Origin of the sequence: Noviherbaspirillum sp. UKPF54, from assembly GCF_007874125.1 — a bacterium.
Taxonomy (GTDB): Bacteria; Pseudomonadota; Gammaproteobacteria; order Burkholderiales; family Burkholderiaceae_D; genus Noviherbaspirillum.
Genome location: NZ_CP040128.1, coordinates 2,019,060 through 2,039,665 on the forward strand (window position 1 = coordinate 2,019,060; position 20,606 = coordinate 2,039,665).

Annotated in this window: 23 protein-coding genes; 3 read left to right on the forward strand and 20 right to left on the reverse strand. The window is 62.3% G+C overall.

From position 1 onward, the window contains the following. Window positions 1–48: 48 nt before the first annotated feature. The 9 genes from flgJ to flgB form a co-directional block, all read right to left on the reverse strand. Window positions 49–942 (reverse strand): flagellar assembly peptidoglycan hydrolase FlgJ, encoded by an 894-nt coding sequence (flgJ, locus tag FAY22_RS09295; RefSeq protein ID WP_146329944.1) that lies wholly within the window; start codon window positions 940–942, stop codon window positions 49–51. Between the two features lie 5 nt (window positions 943–947). Beyond that, the gene (locus FAY22_RS09300; protein WP_210411923.1) at window positions 948–2,060 is read right to left on the reverse strand and encodes a flagellar basal body P-ring protein FlgI; all 1,113 of its coding nucleotides are present in this window, start codon (window positions 2,058–2,060) and stop codon (window positions 948–950) included. A gap of 8 nt (window positions 2,061–2,068) precedes the next feature. Continuing rightward, window positions 2,069–2,737, reverse strand: coding sequence for a flagellar basal body L-ring protein FlgH (locus FAY22_RS09305; protein WP_146329946.1), 669 nt, complete (start codon window positions 2,735–2,737; stop codon window positions 2,069–2,071). Between the two features lie 23 nt (window positions 2,738–2,760). Further along, a complete protein-coding gene (flgG, locus tag FAY22_RS09310) occupies window positions 2,761–3,543 on the reverse strand; it encodes a flagellar basal-body rod protein FlgG (RefSeq protein ID WP_146329947.1) in 783 nt (260 codons plus the stop codon). Between the two features lie 75 nt (window positions 3,544–3,618). After that, window positions 3,619–4,359, reverse strand: coding sequence for a flagellar basal-body rod protein FlgF (flgF, locus tag FAY22_RS09315; RefSeq protein ID WP_146329948.1), 741 nt, complete (start codon window positions 4,357–4,359; stop codon window positions 3,619–3,621). 73 nt (window positions 4,360–4,432) lie between these two features. Next, on the reverse strand, window positions 4,433–5,683 hold the full coding sequence (flgE, locus tag FAY22_RS09320; protein ID WP_146329949.1) for a flagellar hook protein FlgE: 1,251 nt from the start codon (window positions 5,681–5,683) through the stop codon (window positions 4,433–4,435). Window positions 5,684–5,716: 33 nt separating this feature from the next. Further along, on the reverse strand, window positions 5,717–6,343 hold the full coding sequence (locus FAY22_RS09325; protein ID WP_246860723.1) for a flagellar hook assembly protein FlgD: 627 nt from the start codon (window positions 6,341–6,343) through the stop codon (window positions 5,717–5,719). A 65-nt stretch (window positions 6,344–6,408) separates the two neighbouring features. Further along, window positions 6,409–6,813 carry a flagellar basal body rod protein FlgC gene (gene flgC, locus FAY22_RS09330; RefSeq protein WP_146329951.1) on the reverse strand — a complete coding sequence of 135 codons (405 nt, stop codon included), beginning with the start codon at window positions 6,811–6,813 and terminating at the stop codon, window positions 6,409–6,411. A 2-nt stretch (window positions 6,814–6,815) separates the two neighbouring features. Next, on the reverse strand, window positions 6,816–7,229 hold the full coding sequence (flgB, locus tag FAY22_RS09335; protein WP_146329952.1) for a flagellar basal body rod protein FlgB: 414 nt from the start codon (window positions 7,227–7,229) through the stop codon (window positions 6,816–6,818). Window positions 7,230–7,428: 199 nt separating this feature from the next. On the opposite strand from flgB, the gene flgA reads away from it, so the two are divergent. The 3 genes from flgA (at window position 7,429) to FAY22_RS09350 (ending at window position 9,023) form a co-directional block, all read left to right on the forward strand. Further along, window positions 7,429–8,133 (forward strand): flagellar basal body P-ring formation chaperone FlgA, encoded by a 705-nt coding sequence (flgA, locus tag FAY22_RS09340; protein WP_146329953.1) that lies wholly within the window; start codon window positions 7,429–7,431, stop codon window positions 8,131–8,133. 117 nt (window positions 8,134–8,250) lie between these two features. Further along, window positions 8,251–8,550, forward strand: coding sequence for a flagellar biosynthesis anti-sigma factor FlgM (flgM, locus tag FAY22_RS09345; protein WP_146329954.1), 300 nt, complete (start codon window positions 8,251–8,253; stop codon window positions 8,548–8,550). A 2-nt stretch (window positions 8,551–8,552) separates the two neighbouring features. Continuing rightward, window positions 8,553–9,023, forward strand: coding sequence for a flagella synthesis protein FlgN (locus FAY22_RS09350; RefSeq protein ID WP_146329955.1), 471 nt, complete (start codon window positions 8,553–8,555; stop codon window positions 9,021–9,023). Between the two features lie 75 nt (window positions 9,024–9,098). Here FAY22_RS09350 and motD read toward each other — a convergent pair whose 3' ends face one another. From motD to FAY22_RS09405, 11 genes are all read right to left on the reverse strand, one after another. Continuing rightward, the gene (gene motD / locus FAY22_RS09355) at window positions 9,099–9,872 is read right to left on the reverse strand and encodes a flagellar motor protein MotD (protein ID WP_146329956.1); all 774 of its coding nucleotides are present in this window, start codon (window positions 9,870–9,872) and stop codon (window positions 9,099–9,101) included. Beyond that, on the reverse strand, window positions 9,872–10,609 hold the full coding sequence (locus FAY22_RS09360; protein WP_146329957.1) for a flagellar motor protein: 738 nt from the start codon (window positions 10,607–10,609) through the stop codon (window positions 9,872–9,874). Before FAY22_RS09360 ends, motD begins: the two co-directional genes overlap by 1 nt. Continuing rightward, window positions 10,591–11,322, reverse strand: a complete 732-nt coding sequence (locus tag FAY22_RS09365) for an RNA polymerase sigma factor FliA (protein ID WP_146329958.1) — start codon at window positions 11,320–11,322, stop codon at window positions 10,591–10,593. Before FAY22_RS09365 ends, FAY22_RS09360 begins: the two co-directional genes overlap by 19 nt. Before the next feature lie 63 nt (window positions 11,323–11,385). Further along, the gene (locus tag FAY22_RS09370) at window positions 11,386–12,219 is read right to left on the reverse strand and encodes a MinD/ParA family protein (RefSeq protein WP_146329959.1); all 834 of its coding nucleotides are present in this window, start codon (window positions 12,217–12,219) and stop codon (window positions 11,386–11,388) included. Continuing rightward, window positions 12,212–13,606: a flagellar biosynthesis protein FlhF gene (gene flhF / locus FAY22_RS09375; RefSeq protein ID WP_146329960.1), complete on the reverse strand. Its 1,395-nt coding sequence runs from the start codon at window positions 13,604–13,606 to the stop codon at window positions 12,212–12,214. The genes FAY22_RS09370 and flhF overlap by 8 nt, the downstream gene beginning before the upstream one ends. Next, window positions 13,603–15,687 (reverse strand): flagellar biosynthesis protein FlhA, encoded by a 2,085-nt coding sequence (gene flhA, locus FAY22_RS09380; RefSeq protein ID WP_210411924.1) that lies wholly within the window; start codon window positions 15,685–15,687, stop codon window positions 13,603–13,605. The genes flhF and flhA overlap by 4 nt, the downstream gene beginning before the upstream one ends. Beyond that, window positions 15,684–16,856, reverse strand: a complete 1,173-nt coding sequence (flhB, locus tag FAY22_RS09385; RefSeq protein WP_146329962.1) for a flagellar biosynthesis protein FlhB — start codon at window positions 16,854–16,856, stop codon at window positions 15,684–15,686. The genes flhA and flhB overlap by 4 nt, the downstream gene beginning before the upstream one ends. 154 nt (window positions 16,857–17,010) lie before the next feature. Then, the gene (locus FAY22_RS09390) at window positions 17,011–18,213 is read right to left on the reverse strand and encodes an EAL and HDOD domain-containing protein (RefSeq protein WP_146329963.1); all 1,203 of its coding nucleotides are present in this window, start codon (window positions 18,211–18,213) and stop codon (window positions 17,011–17,013) included. A gap of 35 nt (window positions 18,214–18,248) precedes the next feature. Further along, entirely contained in the window at window positions 18,249–18,893 is a 645-nt protein-coding gene (gene cheZ, locus FAY22_RS09395) for a protein phosphatase CheZ (RefSeq protein ID WP_146329964.1), read from the reverse strand. A gap of 1 nt (window position 18,894) precedes the next feature. Further along, on the reverse strand, window positions 18,895–19,290 hold the full coding sequence (gene cheY, locus FAY22_RS09400) for a chemotaxis response regulator CheY (RefSeq protein WP_146329965.1): 396 nt from the start codon (window positions 19,288–19,290) through the stop codon (window positions 18,895–18,897). A 200-nt stretch (window positions 19,291–19,490) separates the two neighbouring features. Beyond that, window positions 19,491–20,567, reverse strand: a complete 1,077-nt coding sequence (locus FAY22_RS09405; protein ID WP_146329966.1) for a chemotaxis response regulator protein-glutamate methylesterase — start codon at window positions 20,565–20,567, stop codon at window positions 19,491–19,493. Between the last annotated feature and the right edge of the window lie 39 nt (window positions 20,568–20,606).

Here is a 20,606-nt window from a genome sequence, read left to right on the forward strand (position 1 = left end):
AAAATTCCGCCATTTCCGTTCCATGGCTGGCCAGGATGATTGTCAAATCTATAAGATTTGCGTAATGATGTTAGTCAGCTTGCTTGCATAATTCGGGTCGGTAGCGTAACCGGCCCGCTGCAGGCCCTGCGCAAAACCGCTGACATCGCTGGCGTTGGCCAATACGTTTTCATAGCGCGGGTTGGAGCGCAACAACCGGCCGTAATCCCGGAACGCATCCGCATAAGAGTCGTAGGCACGGAATTTCTCGACCCGCTTTTGCGGCACGCCGTCCACATATTCGGTCGTGACGGCTTCCACCACGCGGCCTTTCCAGCTGCCGCCTGCCTTGATATTGAACAGGTTGTAGCTGGGAGTGCCGTCGGCCGCGACGATTTCTTTCCTGCCCCAGCCAGTTTCCAGCGCGGCTTGCCCCAGCATGAACTTGGCCGGGATGCCGGTTGTCCGGCTGGCCTCTTCGGCATGCGACCTGAGTCGATCCTGGAACGCCTGCACATGCGCCGGTTGTCCGCCATTCGGCTTGACGCCATCGGCGGGTGCTGCAGATGACAGCTCTGCCGGCTGCCAGGCGGCATACTGACGCGCCTGCGCGCTTGCCGCCTTGTAATATGAAGCAGAGGCCGGTTCAGCCTGCCCGCCCAGGTTCGCCGACAACTGGCGCACCAGCATGTCTGCCAGCCCAAGGCCTCGCTTGGAGAGGTTCTGGCTCAACTGGGTGTCGAGCATCGACGTATACATGCGGCTCTGCTCGTTATCGAAAATCCCATCCTGCGGCGTCGCCTCGCGCATGCTCTTCATGATCATGTTCATGAACAGCGCCTCGAACTGTTTGGCAGCCGTCTTCAGCGCTTCCGGAGAATTTTCGCGCGCGGACTGGCGCAGCGACTCCAGGTTTTTCGCGTCGATGGCGAGATTTTCGGAAGAATTGATACGGTTGACCATCGCGCTCAGATGACTTCCAGTTCGGCCCGCAATGATCCGGCGGCCTTCATCGCTTGCAGGATGGCCAGCAAATCCTGCGGCGTGGCGCCGATGGCATTGAGCGCCTTCACCACGTCCGCCAGATTTGCCCCGCCTTTCAACAACAAGACCTGGCCCGGCTCCTTCTTGATCTCGATTTGCGAGGTCTGCGCCACGACGGTCTGTCCCCCGGAGAACGGCGCCGGCTGGCTGATTACCGGCTCGGTATTGATCACCACCTGCAGGTTGCCGTGCGATACCGCGCAACTGTCGAGCGTGACGGACTGGTTCATCACCACCGAACCGGTGCGCGCATTCAGGATGACCTTGGCCCCGATCTGCGCGGGCGTGACGTTGATGCTTTCCAGGGCGCCGAGGAAGGATACGCGCTCGTCGCTGCTGGCGGGCGCGCGAACGCGGATCACCCGCCCATCCTGCGCCGCTGCGGTATTGGCGCCGAATTGCCTGTTGATGGCATCGACCACCCTGCTTGCGGTCGAGAAATCAGTATCGTTCAGCTCCAGGAACACCGAATCCCCCTGGCCGAACGCCGTTGGAACCGCGCGCTCCACGGTCGCACCGGCCGAAATGCGGCCGACACTGAGATGATTGATCTGCGCCTTGCTGCCGTTGGCGGCGGCACCAACACCGCCTACCACGACGTTACCCTGCGCGATACCATAGATCTGGCCGTCCGCGCCTTTCAGCGGCGTCATCAGCAGCGTGCCGCCGCGCAGGCTTTTCGCATTGCCCATCGATGACACGGTCACGTCGAGGGTCTGCCCTGGCTGGGCGAACGGCGGCAGCGATGTCGTCACCACCACCGCGGCGACGTTCTTGAGCTGCAGGCTCACGCCTTGCGGCAGGTTGACGCCCATGTTCTGCAGCATGCTGATTACGCTCTGGACGGTGAACGGCGTTTGCGTGGTCTGGTCGCCGCTGCCATCGAGGCCGACCACCAGGCCGTAGCCGATCAGCTGGTTCTGCCGTACGCCCTGGATGCTGGCAAGGTCTTTCAGACGTTCCGCGTTGGCGGCTCCGGACAAGCCGGCGCAGAGTGCCGCAAACGCGAGCGGGAGGAATTTTCTGAAAACTGGCATGCGGATTTTCATAGCGGCGCAAAGCTCAGGAAGAAGCGCGCAATCTGCGACATGAATTCGGACTTGTCGATGCGGCTATTCGTGCGGTATTCGATGCGCGCGTCCGCGACTTGGGTGGAGGACACCACGTTGCCGGCACCGACCGTCTGCGGACTGACGACACCGGAAAAGCGGACGAACTCGACGCCCTTGTCGAACGAGACCTGCTTTTCGCCGGCCACGAGGAGATTGCCATTCGGGAGCACTTCGGTAACCGTGACCGTGATCGTGCCGCTGAACGTATTGCTGGAGGCTTGCGCGCCCTTCTCTTCGAACTTGTTGGCGCTGGAAGCGCCCACGCCGAGGTCGGCGACCGTCGCCGCCGGTACGCCGAACAATTTCGACACGGACGAGTCGGTGCTGCCGGTCTTGCTGCCGGAATTGAGCGCGTTCTTTCCTGCGCTCGTTTTTTCATTGATGGCGATCGTCAGGATGTCGCCCACCAGGCGCGCACGACGATCCTCGAACACCGGGCGGTATGTCGACGCCTGAAAAATCGCTCCATTCGTCGGAACGGCTGCGGCGGGCGACTGCGGCCGCGCCGACAGCGGCTGCTGCACGATGGTTTCGGGTACCGTACCGCAGGCAGCGAGAATAAAGGCGGCTGCCATGGTCGGGATGAGAAGCGACAGTTTCATTTCAGGCAGTCATTCCGTCGAAATTACAGTTGCGACAGCTTCTGCAGCATCTGATCGGACGTCGAAATCGCCTTGCTGTTGATTTCGTAGGCGCGCTGAGTCTGGATCATGTTGACCATTTCCTCGACCACGTTCACGTTCGACGTTTCGACATAGCCTTGCACCAGCAAGCCCGAACCGTTGGTGCCCGGCGTGTTCGTATTGGGATTGCCCGATGCCGCCGTCTCGACGTAGAGGTTTTCGCCCTTGCTTTCCAGGCCGGCCGGATTCATGAACGTCGCGAGCTGGAGCGCGCCGACCTGGGTCGGCGTCGGCGTGCCCGGCAGCGTGACCGACACGGTGCCGTCGCGCCCGATGGTAATGCTTTGCGCGTCCGCCGGGATGGTGATGGCGGGTTGAACCACGAAGCCGCTCGACGTCACCAGCTGCCCCTGATTGTCCAGCTGGAAGGAGCCGTCGCGCGTATACGCCGTTGTTCCGTCCGGCAGCAGGACCTGGAAAAAGCCCGCGCCCTGAATCGCGACATCCTTGTTATTGCTCGTCGCCTGCAAATTACCCTGAGTGAAAATGCGTTCCGTAGCGACGGGGCGTACGCCGGTGCCAATCTGCAGGCCCGACGGCAACTGCGTCTGCTGCGAGGACTGGGCACCGGGCTGGCGCATGGTCTGGTACAGCAGATCCTCGAACACCGCGCGCGAGCGCTTGAAGCCGTTGGTGCTGACATTCGCGAGGTTGTTGGAGATGACATCCATCTGCGTCTGCTGCGCATCCATGCCGGTTTTGGAAATCCAAAGCGATTTAATCATGTTATCTCCGAAGCCCTATTTCGTTGTGCCGCAGCGAGATTGGAGCGGCGTCCATGTTCATTGATACGGAAGCGATCAGCCCAGAGACAGGAACTCGTTCGCCTTGTTTTCGTTGGTTTCGGCATTCTTCAGCAAATTCATGTTCAGCTCGAACTGGCGTGCCAGGCTGATCATGCTCACCATCGAATCGATCACATTGACGTTGCTGCCTTCGAGCGCGCCGCCGACAAGCGTCACGCCGGCATCCGCGTCGGCAGGATTGCCGTCTTTTACCGTAAACAGCCCGTCGTCGCCGCGCACCAGCGTATCCGTCGGCGGATTTACCAGCTTGATGCGTCCGACTGTGGTGGTCGCGCCGGGCGAGTTGCCCTGCGTGACGGTGGAAATCGTGCCATCCTTTGCAATGGTCACGATCGCGTCCGGCGGTATCGTGATCGGACCGCCGTCTCCCAAGACATTCAGGCCGCCCTGGGTCTGCAGCACGCCGTTTTCATTCAGCTTCAGGCTGCCGTGGCGGGTATAGCCTTCGGAGCCGTCCGGACGTTCCACCGCGATCCAGCCGTCGCCCTGAACGGCGACATCGAGCTCGCGCCCGGTCTGCTGAATGGCGCCGGGACGGAAATCGGTGCCCACGGTCGCGTCGACCACGAAGGTCCGCGTCGGCAGTCCGTCGCCGACGACAGGCACCGCACGGAACGAGTCGAGCTGCGCGCGAAAGCCGGTCGTGGTTGCATTGGCCAGGTTGTGCGAGGTCGTTGCCTGCTGCTCCAGGATATGCTTGGCGCCGGTCATGGCGGTATAAATCAGGCGATCCATCTAATTCCTCCTGCGATCGGCGCGCCCTGCCAGGCGGCGGGCGCCTCGTTCGTCAAGCACTGCATCAGCTCACTTACCTCAGGTTGACCAGCGTCTGCATGATCTGGTCTTCGGTCTTGATCGTTTGCGCATTGGCTTGGTAGATGCGTTGCGCGGTGATCATCGACACCAGTTCGGCGGTCAGGTCGACGTTCGACTCTTCCACAGCAGACGATTGCACGACACCAAGACCGCTGTTGCCGGGAGTGCTGACCACGGGCGGACCGGAAACCGAGGTTTCGACCCATTGATTGTCGCCCTGCGCCAGCAGTCCGTTCGGATCGGCAAACCTCGCCAGCGCCACCTGCCCCAGCGTATAGGTTTGGCCGTTGGTATAGCTGCCGACCACCTTGCCGTCCGGCGAAAGGTTAAACGACACCAGATTGCCTGCGGTATAACCGTTCTGGGTTTGGTCACGTACGCCGAATTCCAGTGCGTACTGAGTGGTGCCGGAAAAATCGACCGAAACGGCTTGCGGTGAAGTGGCGCCGTTAGTGAGCGTAAGGTTAGCGTTGACTGCCGGTGTCGCCAGGGCCACGCCGCCAGTGCTGAATGCAATGCTGGTAAGCGCGACCGGCGCTGCCGGCGGCACATAGCCGATCGGCGTGCCATCGACAGTGGCGTATACATCCCACGTATTTCCCGCGCCAGGAGCAGCCGGTCCGCGATTCACGTAAAAAGTCGACAACACGTGCGAATTGCCCAGGCTGTCATACACGCCAACCGAGGTCTGGTTGGTGTAGGTAGTCGGGTCGGTCGGATCGAACACGGCGCCGATCACCGGCTTGCCCGAATCCAGATTGAGGTTCACGTTATATTTATCGGTCGGCTTCGGCGCGAGCGCGGTATTGGTGATGCGCAGCGGAGCTGCCGCGCCGTTTGATATAGCGCCGTTCGCCCCGACAGGATAGCCGGTCAACAGGCTGCCATTGGCATTTTCGATATTCCCGTTCTTGTTCAGCTGGAACTGGCCGTTACGGGTATACGTGATCGCCCCGCTGGGATCGGCCATCCGGAAAAATCCGTCGCCGTTGATCGCGATATCGAGCGGGTTGTTGGTGCCGGTGATGTTCGCCTGCGTGAAGCTCTGCGACACCCGGGCCAGCTTGGTGCCGATACCGATCGGGGACGCGCCGCTGCCGATCAGCGAGCTGGCGTACACGTCGGCGAACTGCGCCTGCGATTTCTTGAAGCCGACGGTGCCGGCGTTGGCAACGTTGTTGCCGATGGTTTCCATGGTCTTTGATGCAGCATTCAAACCGCTCAAACCTTGTTGAAAAGCCATGTCATTCTCCCTTGGTGTTCTGCTGCTGATGGATCAAAGAATCTGCCGGACATCGGCCAAATTGAGCGTGCCCATGCCGTTGACGTTGAGCTTGACGCCCTTGGCGTCGGTCGAAACAGTATCGACCAGGCCGAATTGCAATGCAGTCGCCGTCACCTTGGCGTCGTTGTTGGTGGCGCCGACTTCGAATGTGTAACGCCCGTCTGCGACGGTACTGCCGTCCTCCGCCTTGCCATCCCAGGTCAGCGGCAGCGAGCCTGCCTTCTGCGCGCCGAGTTCCAGCTTGCGCACTTCCTTGCCGGAGGCGTCGCGTATCGTCACGCTGACCTTGGTGGCCGAATCGGCCAGCTCGACGCCCATCAGCGCGCTGCTCTTCACCAGGTCGATATTTGAGCCGGCCGACAATACGCCGTGGCCGATCATGCTGACCGCCTGCAGCGTCTGGTTAGCCTGGTAGCCTGCCATCATGCTCGCCATCGTGTCGTTGAGCTTGTTGATGCCGGAGACGGTCGACAGCTGCGCGAACTGGCTGGTCACCTGCGCATTGTCGAGCGGGTTCATCGGATCCTGGTTCTTCATCTGGGTCACCAGCAGCTTCAGGAAACGGTCCTGCGTTTCCTCCACGTCGGTTTTCGATGAAGCGCTCGTCTTTCCGTTCATCGTATCCATCAACGCGCTGGACACTCCACTGTTTTGCACTGTACTAACCATCGCTCTTCCCTTTCTTACTGACCGAGGGTCAGTGTCTTCAACAGCATGTTCTTGGCGGTGTTCATGGTTTCCGCGTTGGTCTGGTAGGAACGCGAAGCGGAAATCATGTTGACCATTTCCTCGACCACATTCACATTGGGCATCGCGACATAGCCCTTCTCGTCGGCCTGCGGATGTTTCGGGTCGTACACCATCTTCAGCGGCGACGCATCTTCTACCACTTGCTGCACCTTGACGCCGGTCGCCGCCGCGTTCTCGGTCGGCACGGCGGAAAACACCACCTGCTTGGCGCGATAGGTCTTGCCGTCGGCGCTGGTGGCGCTGTCGGCGTTGGCGATATTGCTGGACACGACGTTAAGGCGCTGGCTTTGCGCGCTCATGGCTGAACCGGCAACATTGAAGATATTAAATAGCGACATGATTATTGCCCCTGGATGGCGGTCAGCAGATTCTTGATCTGGTGCGAGATCATCGTGAGTCCCGCTTCATAACGCAACGCGTTGTCGGTGAACTGATTGCGCTCCACATCCATGTCGACCGTGTTGCCGTCCACGCTGCCCTGTACCGTCTGCCGGTACTGCGGCGTGAGGCCGCCGATGGTCGGCTGCCCTTGCACGGACAGGTGGGCTGATGCGGTCTTGACCAGCTCGCCCTGCGCGGGCGCGTTGCCGCGCGCTAGCGCCCCCTGGAGCGCCTTGCTAAAATCGACGTCCCGCGCCTTGTAATTGGGCGTGTCCGCATTCGCGATATTCGACGCCAGCAACTGCTGCCGCTGCGAGCGCAAGCTGAGCGCCGTTTCATGGAAGCGTAACGCTTCGTCAAGTTTTCCGATCATCGACTTCTCCGGGGTATATCGGCACGAAATCCGGCCCGGTAAGCCGGCACTCGTCCGATAGGTGGATTTGTGTAATCTCGATCATACGGACGCCTCCGGCAAGCCGATCAGACGATAAGACTGCAAAATTCCGCCCTATTCAACCCTTTGCGCGGCCGCCCTCCCCTTAAGATGGCACAGGATCCAATCACGAGCCGCAATGAACCGCCATCGCCATGCCCTTCTCCTCCTGCTGACGCTGCCAATCTGGCAATATGCGGGCGCGCAGGACCCGGGCCCGCGCCAGCAGCATGCCGCGCTGCGCGACACCGTCGAACAATTTCTGCATGCCCAAACAGCGGGATTGCCCGGCAATGCCAGCATCTCCGTGGGCGCAATCGATCCTCGACTCAATCTGGCAGCCTGCCCATCGCCCGAAGCTTTTTTCCCGGCCGGCAGCCGTGCCTGGGGCAAGACTACCGTCGGCGTGCGCTGCACCGCGCCGGCAAACTGGACGATTTACGTGCCCGCCACGGTGCGAGTGCATGGCGAATATATCGCTGCGGCGGCACCGTTGGCCCAGGGACAGGCCGTCGGTCCGAACGATATCCGCAAGATCAAAGGCGAGCTGACCTCGCTACCCGCCGGCGTCATCACCGACGCCTCGCAGGCGGTCGGACGGACCCTGTCCATCTCGACACCGGCCGGGGCGGCGCTGCGCCAGGACACATTGCGCGCGCAGCAGGCGATCCAGCAGGGGCAGACCGTGCGCGTCACGACGAACGGCCCCGGGTTTCGGGTGAGCGCGGAAGCCCGGGCATTGACCAACGCGAACGAGGGCCAGGTGGTGCAGGCACGTACGGCGTCGGGCCAGGTGGTCAGCGGCGTGGCCCGGATGGGTGGAATCATCGAAGTAACATATTGATACAAACGCAACGAAATTACCCCGAAAAAGTGCCACGTCCGGCACTAAAGTTTGCGGTAATATCGCCGATATAGAGGCAGACAGCGGCGATAAGCCCGGACAAAACGAGGAACTGTGATGAAAATTTCTGACTCGCTCAACAAAGCCAACGGTTTGGGTGTAGCCACGCCCAAAACCCGGGCCGCAAAGGCGGAGGACAAGGCTGGCGTGGACAAGGTTTCCTCCGACAGCGTCACCCTCTCGTCCGAAGCGCAGGCGTTGTCCAGCCAGCGCTCCGGCGACCAGGTGTTCGATTCGAAGAAAGTGGAAGAAATCAAGGCGGCGATCGCCAGCGGCCGCTTCCAGGTCAATGCCGGCCGGATTGCCGACGGACTGATCGACACCGTGAAAGACTTGATTTCGGCAAGAAAAGGTTAACCATGCATGCCCCTGGCACCAGCCCTGCGCACGGACTCGACGAAGAGCTGCAGGCTGCCAACAACTTGCTGCAACTGCTGTTGCAGGAACAGACTACCCTCGTCAATGCCGACGTGGACGGCTTGATCAAGCTGACCGCCGAAAAGGCGAAACTCGCGGCGCAGATGACGCAACTGGCGAAACGCCGGCACCGCGCGCTGAGAGACGCCGGGTTCGAAGCGAACGATACCGGCATGCAGGCCTGGCTCGCTAGCGCCACCGCCGCCGACAACAGGGCGTGGAACGATCTGTTGACAGCGATGCGATCGGCCAAGGAACACAATCGCGTCAACGGCCTTCTGATCGGCCAGCACATGGCGCGCAATCAAGGCGCGCTCAACGTATTGCAGGGCAACGCCCAAGGCGGCCCCATCTACGGTCCGGACGGCCAGGCAACCACCAAGATCGGCAGCCGCCGGCTGGTGGTGGGCTAAGCGACAAACCTAGGGCGGGCCGTTTGCCCCCGGCAATCCGGCACCCTCGCCCAAGAATATCCCGATCCCCGACTCTTATCGCTCCGCCCCCGTGGCAAGCGGCACTTCCGTCACATGCTCCGGCAGGCTTGAGAGAATAATCACCGTCACCCGCCGGTTGCGCTGGCGCCCTTCGGAAGTGTCATTGCTGTCGACCGGTTGCGTATCGCCCCGGCCAACCGCTGTCAGACGGTTCTGTGCTACACCGTTTTCGGCAAACAGCCGCACGACGCTGCTGGCTCGCACCGACGACAATTCCCAATTCGACGGAAAAGCGGAATTCCTGATCGGCACGCTATCGGTATGCCCTTCCACCTGGATCGCATGGTCGTCGCTCTTGAGCACAGAAGCGACCGCCTTCAGCACGTCGCCCGTTTCGTCACTCAACCGGGCATCGCCCGGAGCGAACAGCACGCTCGCATTGATCTCGACGCGCACGCCGCGCGGACTCTGCGTCACCCGGACCTTGCCCTGGCTGACAAGCGGCGCAAGCGCTTTCTGGATATCTCGCGCCATATGCGTCATCTGCTCCCGCTCGCGCCGCAACGCTTCGGCATTGCGGCGTTGCTGCGACGCCTTGGGAATGCTGGGCGCGTCGAGTTGCTGCGCATTGTCGTTCGCCGGCATCACCGGCGTGCTCTTGAAGGCCCCGACCAGCGAATTCGCAACAGCCCGGTATTTGCCCTCGTTAACCGAAGAGATTGCGTACATCACGACAAAGAACGCGAACAGCAGCGTGATGAAGTCGGCGTACGACACCATCCAGCGGTCGGGATTGTCATGTTCTTCTTCGTATCTTTTGCGTGCCATCAGCGATACGCCGCCAGGCGTTCCTGGATCACGCGGGGATTGTCTCCGCTGGCAATGCCGGAAAATACCTCGGCCAGCATCTCGCGCCGGGCGACTTCGCGTGAAATGAGCGTTTTCAGCTTGTTGGCGATCGGCAGAAATACCAGGTTGGCGAAGCCGACACCGTAGATCGTGGCGACAAAGGCAACCGCGATCCCGCTGCCGAGCTTGGCCGGGTCGGCCAGGTTTTCCATCACGTGGATCAGGCCGAGCACCGCGCCGAGAATGCCGATGGTCGGCGCATAGCCGCCGGCGGCTTCCCAGATCTTCGCGGCCTGGCGCTCGCCGCGCTCATAGGAAGAGATGTCGATGTCGAGAATTTCTCGCATCTTCACCGGGTCCATGCCATCGACCATCAGGCGCAACGCGGTTGCCATGAACGGATCCTGCACCGACGACAGCGTCCGCTCCAGGCTCAGCAGTCCCTCGCGCCGCGCGGTGGCGCTCCAGGCCATGATTTCCATCGAATCGGTGGCCGAATTGTCCTTTGGCGGGGAAAACACCCAGCGCGCCATTCTCACGCCGCGCATGAACACCGTCATGCCGCTCTGCAGCAGCACCGCACCGCAAGTACCGACCAGCACGACCGCGCCTGCCGCCGGCTGGAGCAGCGACGCGACATGCCCTCCTTCGAGCAGCTGTCCGGACAGGATGCCCGCCAGCGCCAGCGCCAGCCCGGCTACGCTTGCCCAGTCCACGCCTGCTCCTTTAACCTGGCGCGCAGGCGCGCCATTGCCTGGCTGTGCAGCTGGCACACGCGCGATTCCGATACGCCCATCACGGCCCCGATTTCCTTCAAATTCAACTCCTGCTCGTAGTAGAGGCCAAGCAGCATTTTCTCGCGCTCCGGCAATGCCTCGATCGCCTCGATCACGGCGCCGCGGAAGGCGCCGTCGAGCAGCGCGCGCAAGGGGTCGCCCTCTTCGTCGATCACATGGCGGTCGAGGAAGCTTTCGTTGCCCTCGGTCTCGTGGAAATCTTCATAGTAGATCAGCTGATGGCCGCTGCCATCGCTCAGCATCTCCTGGTACTCCGTGAGCGACATCTTGAGCTCGCCGGCGATCTCCGACTCGCCTGGTGGCCGCCCCAGGCGCTGCTGTAGCGTATTGATCGCGACCTCGATCTTGCGCATGTTCTGGCGGATGCTGCGCGGAAGCCAGTCGGTGCTGCGCAGCTCGTCCAGCATGGAGCCGCGAATCCGTTGCACGGCGTAGGTTTCGAACTGCGCGCCATGCGTATCTTCATAGCGGTTGATGGCATCGAGCAGGCCCATCATGCCGGCCTGGATCAGGTCGTCGACCTCGACGCTGGGCGGCAGCTTCGCCATCATCTGGTGCGCCAGCCGCTTCACCAGCGGCGCGTGATTCGCCAGCAAGGCGTTCTTGTCTTTTTTTCCACTAACGGTGTACATGTGAAAGCCTGTTATGCATAGTCGCGTACCGCAGATGAAGAACCGGCGGAGCGCGGCGGCGCCTCAGAAATTGGCGCCGCTGGCAGAAAAATCATGCAGCTCTCCGAGCGCGGCTTCCGACGGGGCGAACTTTCCGGCAAGGCGACGGAATGCAACCGACGCGCCGGCCAGCGGAAAGGCATCGACCACGGAGCGCCGCAGGCGCGCCGCGCGCGACAGGTGCTCGTCGGCCGGCACCGAACCCATCGAACAGAGCTTGACGGCGAGATAACGACTGGCGGCCTGCGCCATGTTCTGGTACACCACCTGCGCCTCCTTTTCCGAGGCGCCCGTGACCACCACGCCGCAAGGGCGCCGCCCCAGCTGGTTGTTGAGGCGCTTGATGATGGCGTACGCTGAAGTGATCGACTCCGGGCTGGTCGACACCTGCACCACGATCTCGCCGTTGGCCAGCACAGGCAGCGGAAAGCAGTCGTCGCTGCCCAGCTCAGCGTCCACCACCACGATATCCGCCTGGGCCGCCACCATGTCGAACACGTTCGACAGGCGCTGCACCTGCTTCGGCTCGCGCAGCGCCGCGCGCTGGTCGCCGCGCATGAGCGCGGCCACGCCAAAGCCCTCGGGCACCGGCTGCACCACTTCGTCCAGCGCGCGCTCCTGCGCGGCCACCTGCTGCAGCGTGGCGCCATTGGCCTGCAACCGCGTCGAGACGCCCTCCGAAGCCATGCAGGCATCGAGTACCAGCACGTCGCTGCCGGCCTGCGCCAGCGATGCGGCCAGATTGACCAGCATCGCGCCTTTTTCCTCGCTCGACGTCGCTGACAGGAAGGTGTACATCCGCGTCCTGGCTCCGGCGAGCATGCGCCGCAGCCCTTCCGCCTGATCGAAATTAGCCAACTTTCACCTCGCGCAGGGCCTTGTCGTTCATGGCGCGCGCCGTATTGGCGACGACGAGCGGCAGCTCCTCGTCCTTGAGTTGATATGCCGCCGTCTCGCGCTTGAGCTTGAATGCGCGGTCGACGAGGTAGTTGCGATTGACCACGTGCAGGTCTTCGGGAACCCGCTGCCCGTTCGCCACGTAATAGACCTTCAACTTCTGGCGGATCACAACGTCCAGCACGTTGCCGATGGTCGCCGCCTCGTCGAGCTTTGTGACGATGCAGCCGGCCAGTCCGCCCCCCAGATAGGAGCGCACCACCTCGTTGAGCGTCTCGCCGGTGGCCGTAGCCGACATGCACAGCAGGCGCTTGACCTCGGTGCCCGCGCCCTGCAGCATCGCAACCTGTTCGGCCACCATCTTGTCGCGCTGGCCGACGCCGACCGTGTCGATCAGCACGATGTGCTTGTTCTTGAGTTCGTCGAGGGCGATGCGCAAATCGGTTTCATCCTTCACCGAATGGACCATCACGCCGAGGATCTTGCCGTAGATGCGCAACTGTTCGTAGGCGCCGATACGATAGCCGTCGGTGGTGATCAGCGCCAACTGCCCGGCGCCGTGCTTCATCACGCAGCGCGCCGCCAGCTTGGCAGTGGTCGTGGTCTTGCCCACTCCGGTCGGGCCCACCAGGGCGTAGACGCCCCCCTTTTCCAGCAGGTCGCGCTCGTTGTCCATCACCGGCAGGTTGCGCCCCAAGACCATCCGAATCCAGTTCATCGCCTCTTCCGGCTTTTCCGACGACGGCAGTTTCTCGGCCAACAGACGCGCCAGGCTGGCGGAAAAACCAGCCGACAGCATCTCGCGCAAGGCCAGGGTCTTGTGCGGCGCGCGGTGCTGCTGCCCGCTCCAGGCGATTTCCGCAAGCTGCTCTTCCAGCATGCCGCGCATCGAACGGATCTCGCCCATGACCTCGGTGCGAATCTCGCTCATGACTTCCGCCAGCTCGATGGCAGCCGTGTCCTTGAGCGGTGCAGGCGCCGCTTCCGCGGCAGGCATGCGCTGCGCCGGAGGTTCGGCTTGCGCCTGCACCGGTGTCTGTACCTGAGCCTGAGCCGCGGCCTGAACCTGCGGGCGGGCCGCAGCCGGCCGGGCAGCCGGCGCCTGCGGCGCTGCGCTCTCGGCCCGGTACTTCGGGGCGGAAAACGCCGCCAGCGTGGATTCCGATAGGGGCTTTTTCTCCACGGCTGGTTCCGCGAGCGATGACATGTCTTCCATCGGCAACGCCAGGATTTCGACCTGGCCGTCGACCGTGCGATTGGACAGGATTACCGCATCCGGCCCAAGCGCTTCGCGTACCAGGCGCCAGGCCTCACGCGAAGTACTCGCAAGGAATTTTTTGACGTTCATGCTTGCCCTCCAACTAGGCTGGTAACTCTAATAGTCTTTGAATCGGGAAGTTCCGCGTGCGAGAGAACCTTCAGCTGCGGCAGCGCTCGGCGCAGGAAGCGCGACAGCGATGCACGCAGCGGCGCCGGCACCAGCAGCACCGGCGTCAGGCCCATCTGTTCCTGCTGGCGCGCCGCCTGCTCGGTCTGCATCACCAGCGCATCCGCCAGGCCAGGCTCCATGCCGCCGCCGTCCGGCCCGCTCGATTGCATTGCCTGCATCAGTAATCGTTCGAGCTTGCTGTCGAGCGCCATCACCGACAATTCGTTCGTCGACGGGAAAATCTGCTGGACGATAGCACGGCCCAGCGCGATACGCACCATCGATGTCAGATCCGTTGCATCCTGGCTGTGCGGCGCATGTTCGGCAAGCGTTTCGATGATGGTGCGCATGTCGCGGATATGCACGCCTTCCGACAACAGGTTCTGCAGCACCTTCTGCAGCGTCGCCAGCGGAATCAGCTTGGGCACCAGGTCCTCCACCAGCTTCGGCGATTCCTTGCCGAGGTGATCCAGCAGCTGCTGTACTTCCTGGCGGCCGAGCAGATCGGCCGCATGCATCGTGATCACGTGGTTGAGGTGGGTGGCGATGACCGTACCGGCATCCACCACGGTGTAGCCCAATGCCTGCGCCTGCTCGCGCAGGCCGGCGTCGATCCAGACCGCCGGCAGGCCGAATGCCGGGTCGGTGGTCGCGGCGCCCGGCAAGGTGCCGCTGACCATGCCGGGGTTAATGGCCAGGAACTGGCCGATGTGCGATTCGCCACCGCCCACTTCCACGCCTTTCAGGGTAATGCGATAGGCGGAAGGCCGCAGTTCCAAGTTGTCGCGGATATGCACGGACGGCGGCAGGAAACCGACTTCCTGCGCAAACTTCTTACGGATGCCCTTGATCCGGCGCAGCAGTTCGCCGCCCTGCGTCTTGTCGACCTGCGGAATGAGACGGTAGCCGACTTCCAGCCCGAGCGTATCGACCGGCACGATGTCCTGCCAGGTCGCCTCTTCCACTTCAGGCGCCGCAACCGCGGCAGCCGGCTCGGGCTGCTTGGTTTCGGCCTTCTGCGCGCGCTTGCTCATCGCGTGGCCGGCGCCGCCAAGCGCGGCGGCCAGCAGCAGGAAGGCCAGGTGCGGCATGCCCGGAATGATTCCCAGGCCGCCGATGATGCCGGCGGTGATGTATAAGACCTGCGGCTTGCCGAACAGCTGGCCCACCAGCTGGCCGCCGATATCCTGCTCGCTGGCCACGCGCGACACGACGGCACCGGCAGCGAGCGAAATGATCAGCGAGGGAATCTGCGCCACCAGGCCGTCGCCGATGGCCAGCAGCGTGTAATTCTTCAACGCCTGCGAAAAATCGAGGTCGTGCTGCACCATGCCGACCACCAGGCCGCCCACGATATTGATAATGGTAACCATGATGCCGGCAACAGCATCACCGCGCACGTATTTGCTGGCACCGTCCATCGCGCCGTAGAACTCGGCTTCCTGCCCCACCTCGGTGCGGCGGCGGCGCGCTTCCTGCTCGCCGATCAGGCCGGCGTTCAGGTCGGCGTCGATCGCCATCTGCTTGCCCGGCATCGCATCCAGGGCGAAACGCGCGCCGACTTCCGCGATACGGCCCGCGCCCTTGGTCACGACGACGAAGTTGATGATGGTCAGGATGACGAAGACCACGATACCGACCGCGAAATTCCCGCCGATCAGGAAGTGGCCGAATGCCTCGATTACCTTGCCCGCGGCGTCCGGTCCGGCATGACCTTCGGTCAGCACCACGCGGGTCGAGGCGACGTTGAGCGACAGGCGCAGCATGGTGCTGACGAGGAGCACCATCGGGAATGCCATAAAATCGAGCGGCTTGACAGTGTACAGGCTGGTCAGCAGCACGATGATCGACAGCGCGATATTGAAGCTGAAGAAGATGTCAAGGACGAATGCCGGCAGCGGCAGCACCATCATCACCAGGATCATGATGATGAGGATCGGCGCCGCCAGCGCCTTGCTCGATTGCCCGGAAAGCCAGGCCGGCAGTCTCAAGCTGTTCATTGAGTCAATCCATTATCCGTTTTCTTTTGCGCGGCCGGATTGAGCGGGTCGAGCTGCGCGGGAACATCCAGGTCGTCCGGCACGTCGGGCCGCACGCCGCCGCGAGCATTGTATGCACGCAACTGGAACACATAGGCCAGCACCTCGGCCACAGCGGTATACAAGCCCTCGGGTATCTCGTCGCCCAAGTCGGTGTGGGTGTACAGCGCGCGCGCCAGCGGCGGCGCTTCCAGCAGCGGCACGTTGTGCTCGGCGGCGAGCTCGCGGATCTTGGCCGCGACCTCGTCGGCGCCCTTGGCGATCACCTTCGGCGCGCGCATCTTGCCGTCGGCGTATTTCAGCGCCACCGCATAGTGGGTCGGGTTGGTCACCACGACGTCCGCGGTCGGTACTTCGGACATCATGCGGCGCTTGGCCATCTCGCGCTGCATCTGGCGGATCTTGGCCTTGATGTGCGGATCGCCGTCCGATTCCTTGGCTTCCTGACGCACTTCTTCGCGCGTCATCTTCAGCTTGTTGGCGTAATGCCAAAGCTGGTAGGGCACGTCAATCGCAGCAATGACAACCAGGCTGCCGACGATCGTCAGAAAACCGGTCAGCATCAAGTGGGCAAGGTGCGGCCCGCCCGTCTTCGGCGGATCCATCGTCAGCGCCAGCACCGAATCGATCTGGCTGGAGATGACCAGCCAGGACACGGTGCCGACCACGAGCGTCTTGATGATGGACTTCACCAACTCAACCCCGGAATGGGCGGAAACAAGGTTGCTCAAGCCCTTCATGGGGTTGAGTCGCCCAAAGTTTGGTTGCAGCGCCTTACCGCTGAACAGCCAGCCGCCGATCAGCAGCGGGGAAATGACGGCGACGAGCATCAGCAAGCCGGCAAAGGGAGCGAATCCGATCAGCAGATCGAAAATATCCGTGCTCAGCCGCGCGACAAGCAGGTTGAAGTCGAACGCCTGCTCCCGCTCGAATGACAGTCCGGAAATGAGCATGCGATTGAGGCGGACAACGAGGTTGTCGCCCAACACCCAGAAGCCGAGGCCAGCCGCCAGCAGAACCGTGCATGTGGCAAGCTCGCGCGAGCGCGGTACATCGCCCTCCTCGCGTGCTTGCTCAAGTCGCCGGGGCGACGCTGATTCTGTTTTTTCGAGATCGCTGTCTTCGGCCATCGCCGACTCCTGTCAAGCCCGCCCGGCGCCAGACTGACGCACTGAGGGACCATCAGGCACGATTATTGGCCAGAAGGCGGCAACCCTATCGGGGGAACAAGAGAGAAAACCCCCCGCTTTTCGACGCAGCGGGAGGCTCGGTGGGCGGGACGGGTTACAGGTGCAGAGTTTGCGCCCACGCCAGGGCGGACAAATGCGACTGATTCACCTGCAATGCGCTGATGCACAACGCGCCGGCCATCGACTCGATATCCGAGGTCTTCGATTCGCAAGCCTCGGCCAGCGCAATGAACGGGCCGTAGATCCCCTCCCTCGCTAGCAGGGCTTCCGACACCGCGCCGGAAAGTTGAACTTTTTCCAACACCTCTTCCATCGGGATGCCCAGCAGGCGGTCGAGCAAGGAAAACATGCCGACCACAAACAGGTTTTCAGCCTCGCTCTTCGGCAGATAGCCTTGCCCGAGAAGTTCGGCGAAGCGCCCGCGGATGACCGCCGTCTGCATCAGCACGGGGGAATAGCCGGTGGTGGTGGCGGTTGCCATCAGCAGCGCCAGCCAGCGGTACAGCGGGGAATAGCCCAGCAGCGTTACCGCATGCTTGAGGGATTGAATCTCGCAGCCAAGCCCGAATCCGGCCGAATTAATGTAGCGCAGCAGCTTGTACGAAATGGCGGCGTCGTGTTTTAGCACGCTTTCGAGCTGCCTGACGTCGGCGCCCTTTTTCACCATGTCCATCAGTTGCAGGATCATGGTCTGCGCCGGGTTGAGCTCCTTGGCGCGACTGCCCGCTCGCGGCGCCAGATGCATCGTGCCGGCGAACGATTGCAGCCCCATGGACGCGCACAGATCGAACTGCGTCCAGTCGCCGACATCGCGCGCGACGAGCTGCATAGACGGCAAGTCAAACGCTCGCCACTGCCGCACCTGATCGGCAAAATCGCTTGCCGCGGCCGAGATTTCGACATGTGTGACAAACGAAAGCAGGCTCTGGTCGATCGTCGCCGGATGAGCTTCGCGCAGCGAAATGCGATATCCCTGCGCACCGCAGGTCTTGAGCACCGTTACGGCATCGGCATCGGCCAGCTCAGGCGCGCGCACGGCCAGCACGGTGCGCTTCTTCGGCAAGCCGGAAAATGCATTGGTCTTCACCAATTCGACAGGGGCCGCCAGAAACAGCAAATGCTCGCCAAGCAGCGCTTCAGTCTCCATGCCGCTGACCTGCTTGACGACGAAATCGGCCAGCGCATGCGCCTCGTCTTCGCTCGAATCATCCGGATGCTGCCAGCCGAGCTCGTAGCCGAGAACCCCCTCCTGCGGATTGAGCAGCGGCTCCCTGACAATGAATTTCTCTTCTTGCATGACTTTCTAAAACACGTTTATGCGCGGCCGGCCTGTCAGAACCCCAGGCTGCCCAGCAGATCGTCCACCTGCTCCTGACCGGCGACGACGTCAGGATTGCCTTCCGGGTTGATCTGCGGGCCGTTCAGCAATCCGGAACCTGCATCGCGCCGCATTTCCGGCGGCGCGTAATCGATCAGGAGCTGGACCAGCTGCTGTTCGATGCCGTGGGCAAGCTCGGTCACCTTCTTGATCACCTGGCCGGTCAGATCCTGGAAATCCTGGGCCATCATGATAGTCAGCAGCTGCTGCTTGGTGGTGCCGGCGTCGCTCCTTACCTGCTCCAGGAAGGATAGGGTTTGCGCTGCCATGGCACGATAGCGCTCATCCGCATCGGGGCTTTGCAGCAATTCCTGCCATGCAGCGGCCAGCGTCCCTGCGCCGGCATCCATGCCCTCCTGCAGCGGGGTGGCGACGTCGGTTGCATTAAGCACGCGCTGCGCTGCCTGCTCAGTCATCTTGGCGACATAGCTCAGGCGATCCCTGGCCGTCGGCATCTCATAAGCGGCTTTTTCGATCAGCTTGTCGAAGCCCAGAGCGCGCAGATTCTGATGCAGGGCGCGGGTCATTTGGCCGATGCGCGCGAGCACCTCTTCCTGCTGCACAGCCACTTCGCCGCCCTGATGGCGCGGATTGTCCATGTCAGCCCGCCGCTTCCAGCTTCTCGAAGATCTTCGCTAGCTTTTCGTCAAGCGTGGCAGCGGTAAAGGGCTTAACGACGTAGCCGTTGGCGCCGGCCTGCGCGGCGGCGATGATGTTTTCCTTCTTGGCCTCGGCGGTCACCATCAGGACCGGAAGCTTGGCCAGCGCCGCGTCGGCGCGGATATTCTGCAGCATCGTCAGGCCGTCCATCACGGGCATGTTCCAGTCGGTGATGACGAAATCGAACTGCTCGCTTCGGAGTTTCGCAAGCGCCATGGCACCGTCTTCCGCTTCGTCCACGTTTGAATACCCCAATTCTTTGAGCAGATTGCGGACGATACGACGCATCGTCGAAAAGTCGTCAACAATCAAGAATTTCGTTTTCGGGTCAGCCATGAATCACTCCAATATTCCTTAAACGCGTTATCGAGCCCGCCCAACGATCATCCTCGGATGCGATCGGCTGGCCGAGTCCTAACATAAACAAACCTTACTCTATTATGCACCTTGTCATCGGCGGCAGCAGTCATCTTCCGAAGAAAATGCGCGGCCTGCGCTGACCATCCCGATTTTCCTGCAACCGGCGCAAGCCGCGGTCACACCCGCAGCGCGCGGCTGCTGTGGGTGGCAAGATAATCCATCACCATCCCCGGCAATGCGCTGAGCGCTCCGACTTCGTGCGCCGCGCCGACCGCAATCGCTTCGCGCGGCATGCCGAACACGACGCAGGACGCTTCGTCCTGCGCGAAATTGTAGGCGCCCGCGTTTTTCATCTCCAGCATGCCGGCCGCGCCATCCTTGCCCATGCCGGTCAGGATCACGCCCACCGCGTTCTTGCCGGCGCAGCGTGCGGCTGACGAAAACAGCACGTCGACCGACGGACGATGCCGATTGACCGGCGGCCCCTGGTCGAGCTGCGTCACGTAGTTCGCACCGCTGCGTGCCAGCAGCAGATGCGAATGTCCCGGCGCGATGAATGCGTGACCGGGCAGCACGCGCTCGCCGCCGGCGGCTTCCTGCACCGTGATCTTGCACAGGCTGTCCAAGCGCTTTGCGAACGAGCGGGTGAACCCTTCAGGCATGTGCTGCGTGATCAGTATCCCCGGGCAGTCGGACGGCATCTGCATCAGGAATTCCTTGATCGCTTCGGTGCCGCCGGTGGACGCGCCGATGATGATGAGCTTCTCGCTACTGGTGAGCGGATTGCGGATCAGCGGCAGCTCCGTTCCGGCCACCTTGTTCGTGTCGGCATGAACGATGGTGCGCGGCTTGACGCGCGCCTTGGCCGCGGCCCGGATCTTGTCGGCGATCAGTTCGGTGTATTCGAGCATGCCGCTCTGGATCGACAGCTTGGGCTTGGTCACGAAATCGACCGCCCCCAGCTCCAGCGCGCGCAGGGTGATTTCCGATCCGCGCTCGGTCAGCGAGGAGACCATCACGACCGGCATCGGGCGCAGGCGCATCAGCTTTTCGAGAAAGTCCAGCCCGTCCATGCGCGGCATTTCCACATCCAGCGTCAGCACGTCTGGATTGGTCTGCTTGATCAGATCGCGCGCGACGATCGGATCGGGCGCCACGCCGACCACTTCCATGTCCGGCTGGCTGCCGATGATTTCCTTCATGACGCTGCGGATCAGGGCCGAGTCGTCGACGATCAACACTTTCGTTTTCATGATGCGTGCTTTCCGGGATGTGCTCTGTAAGCCGATATC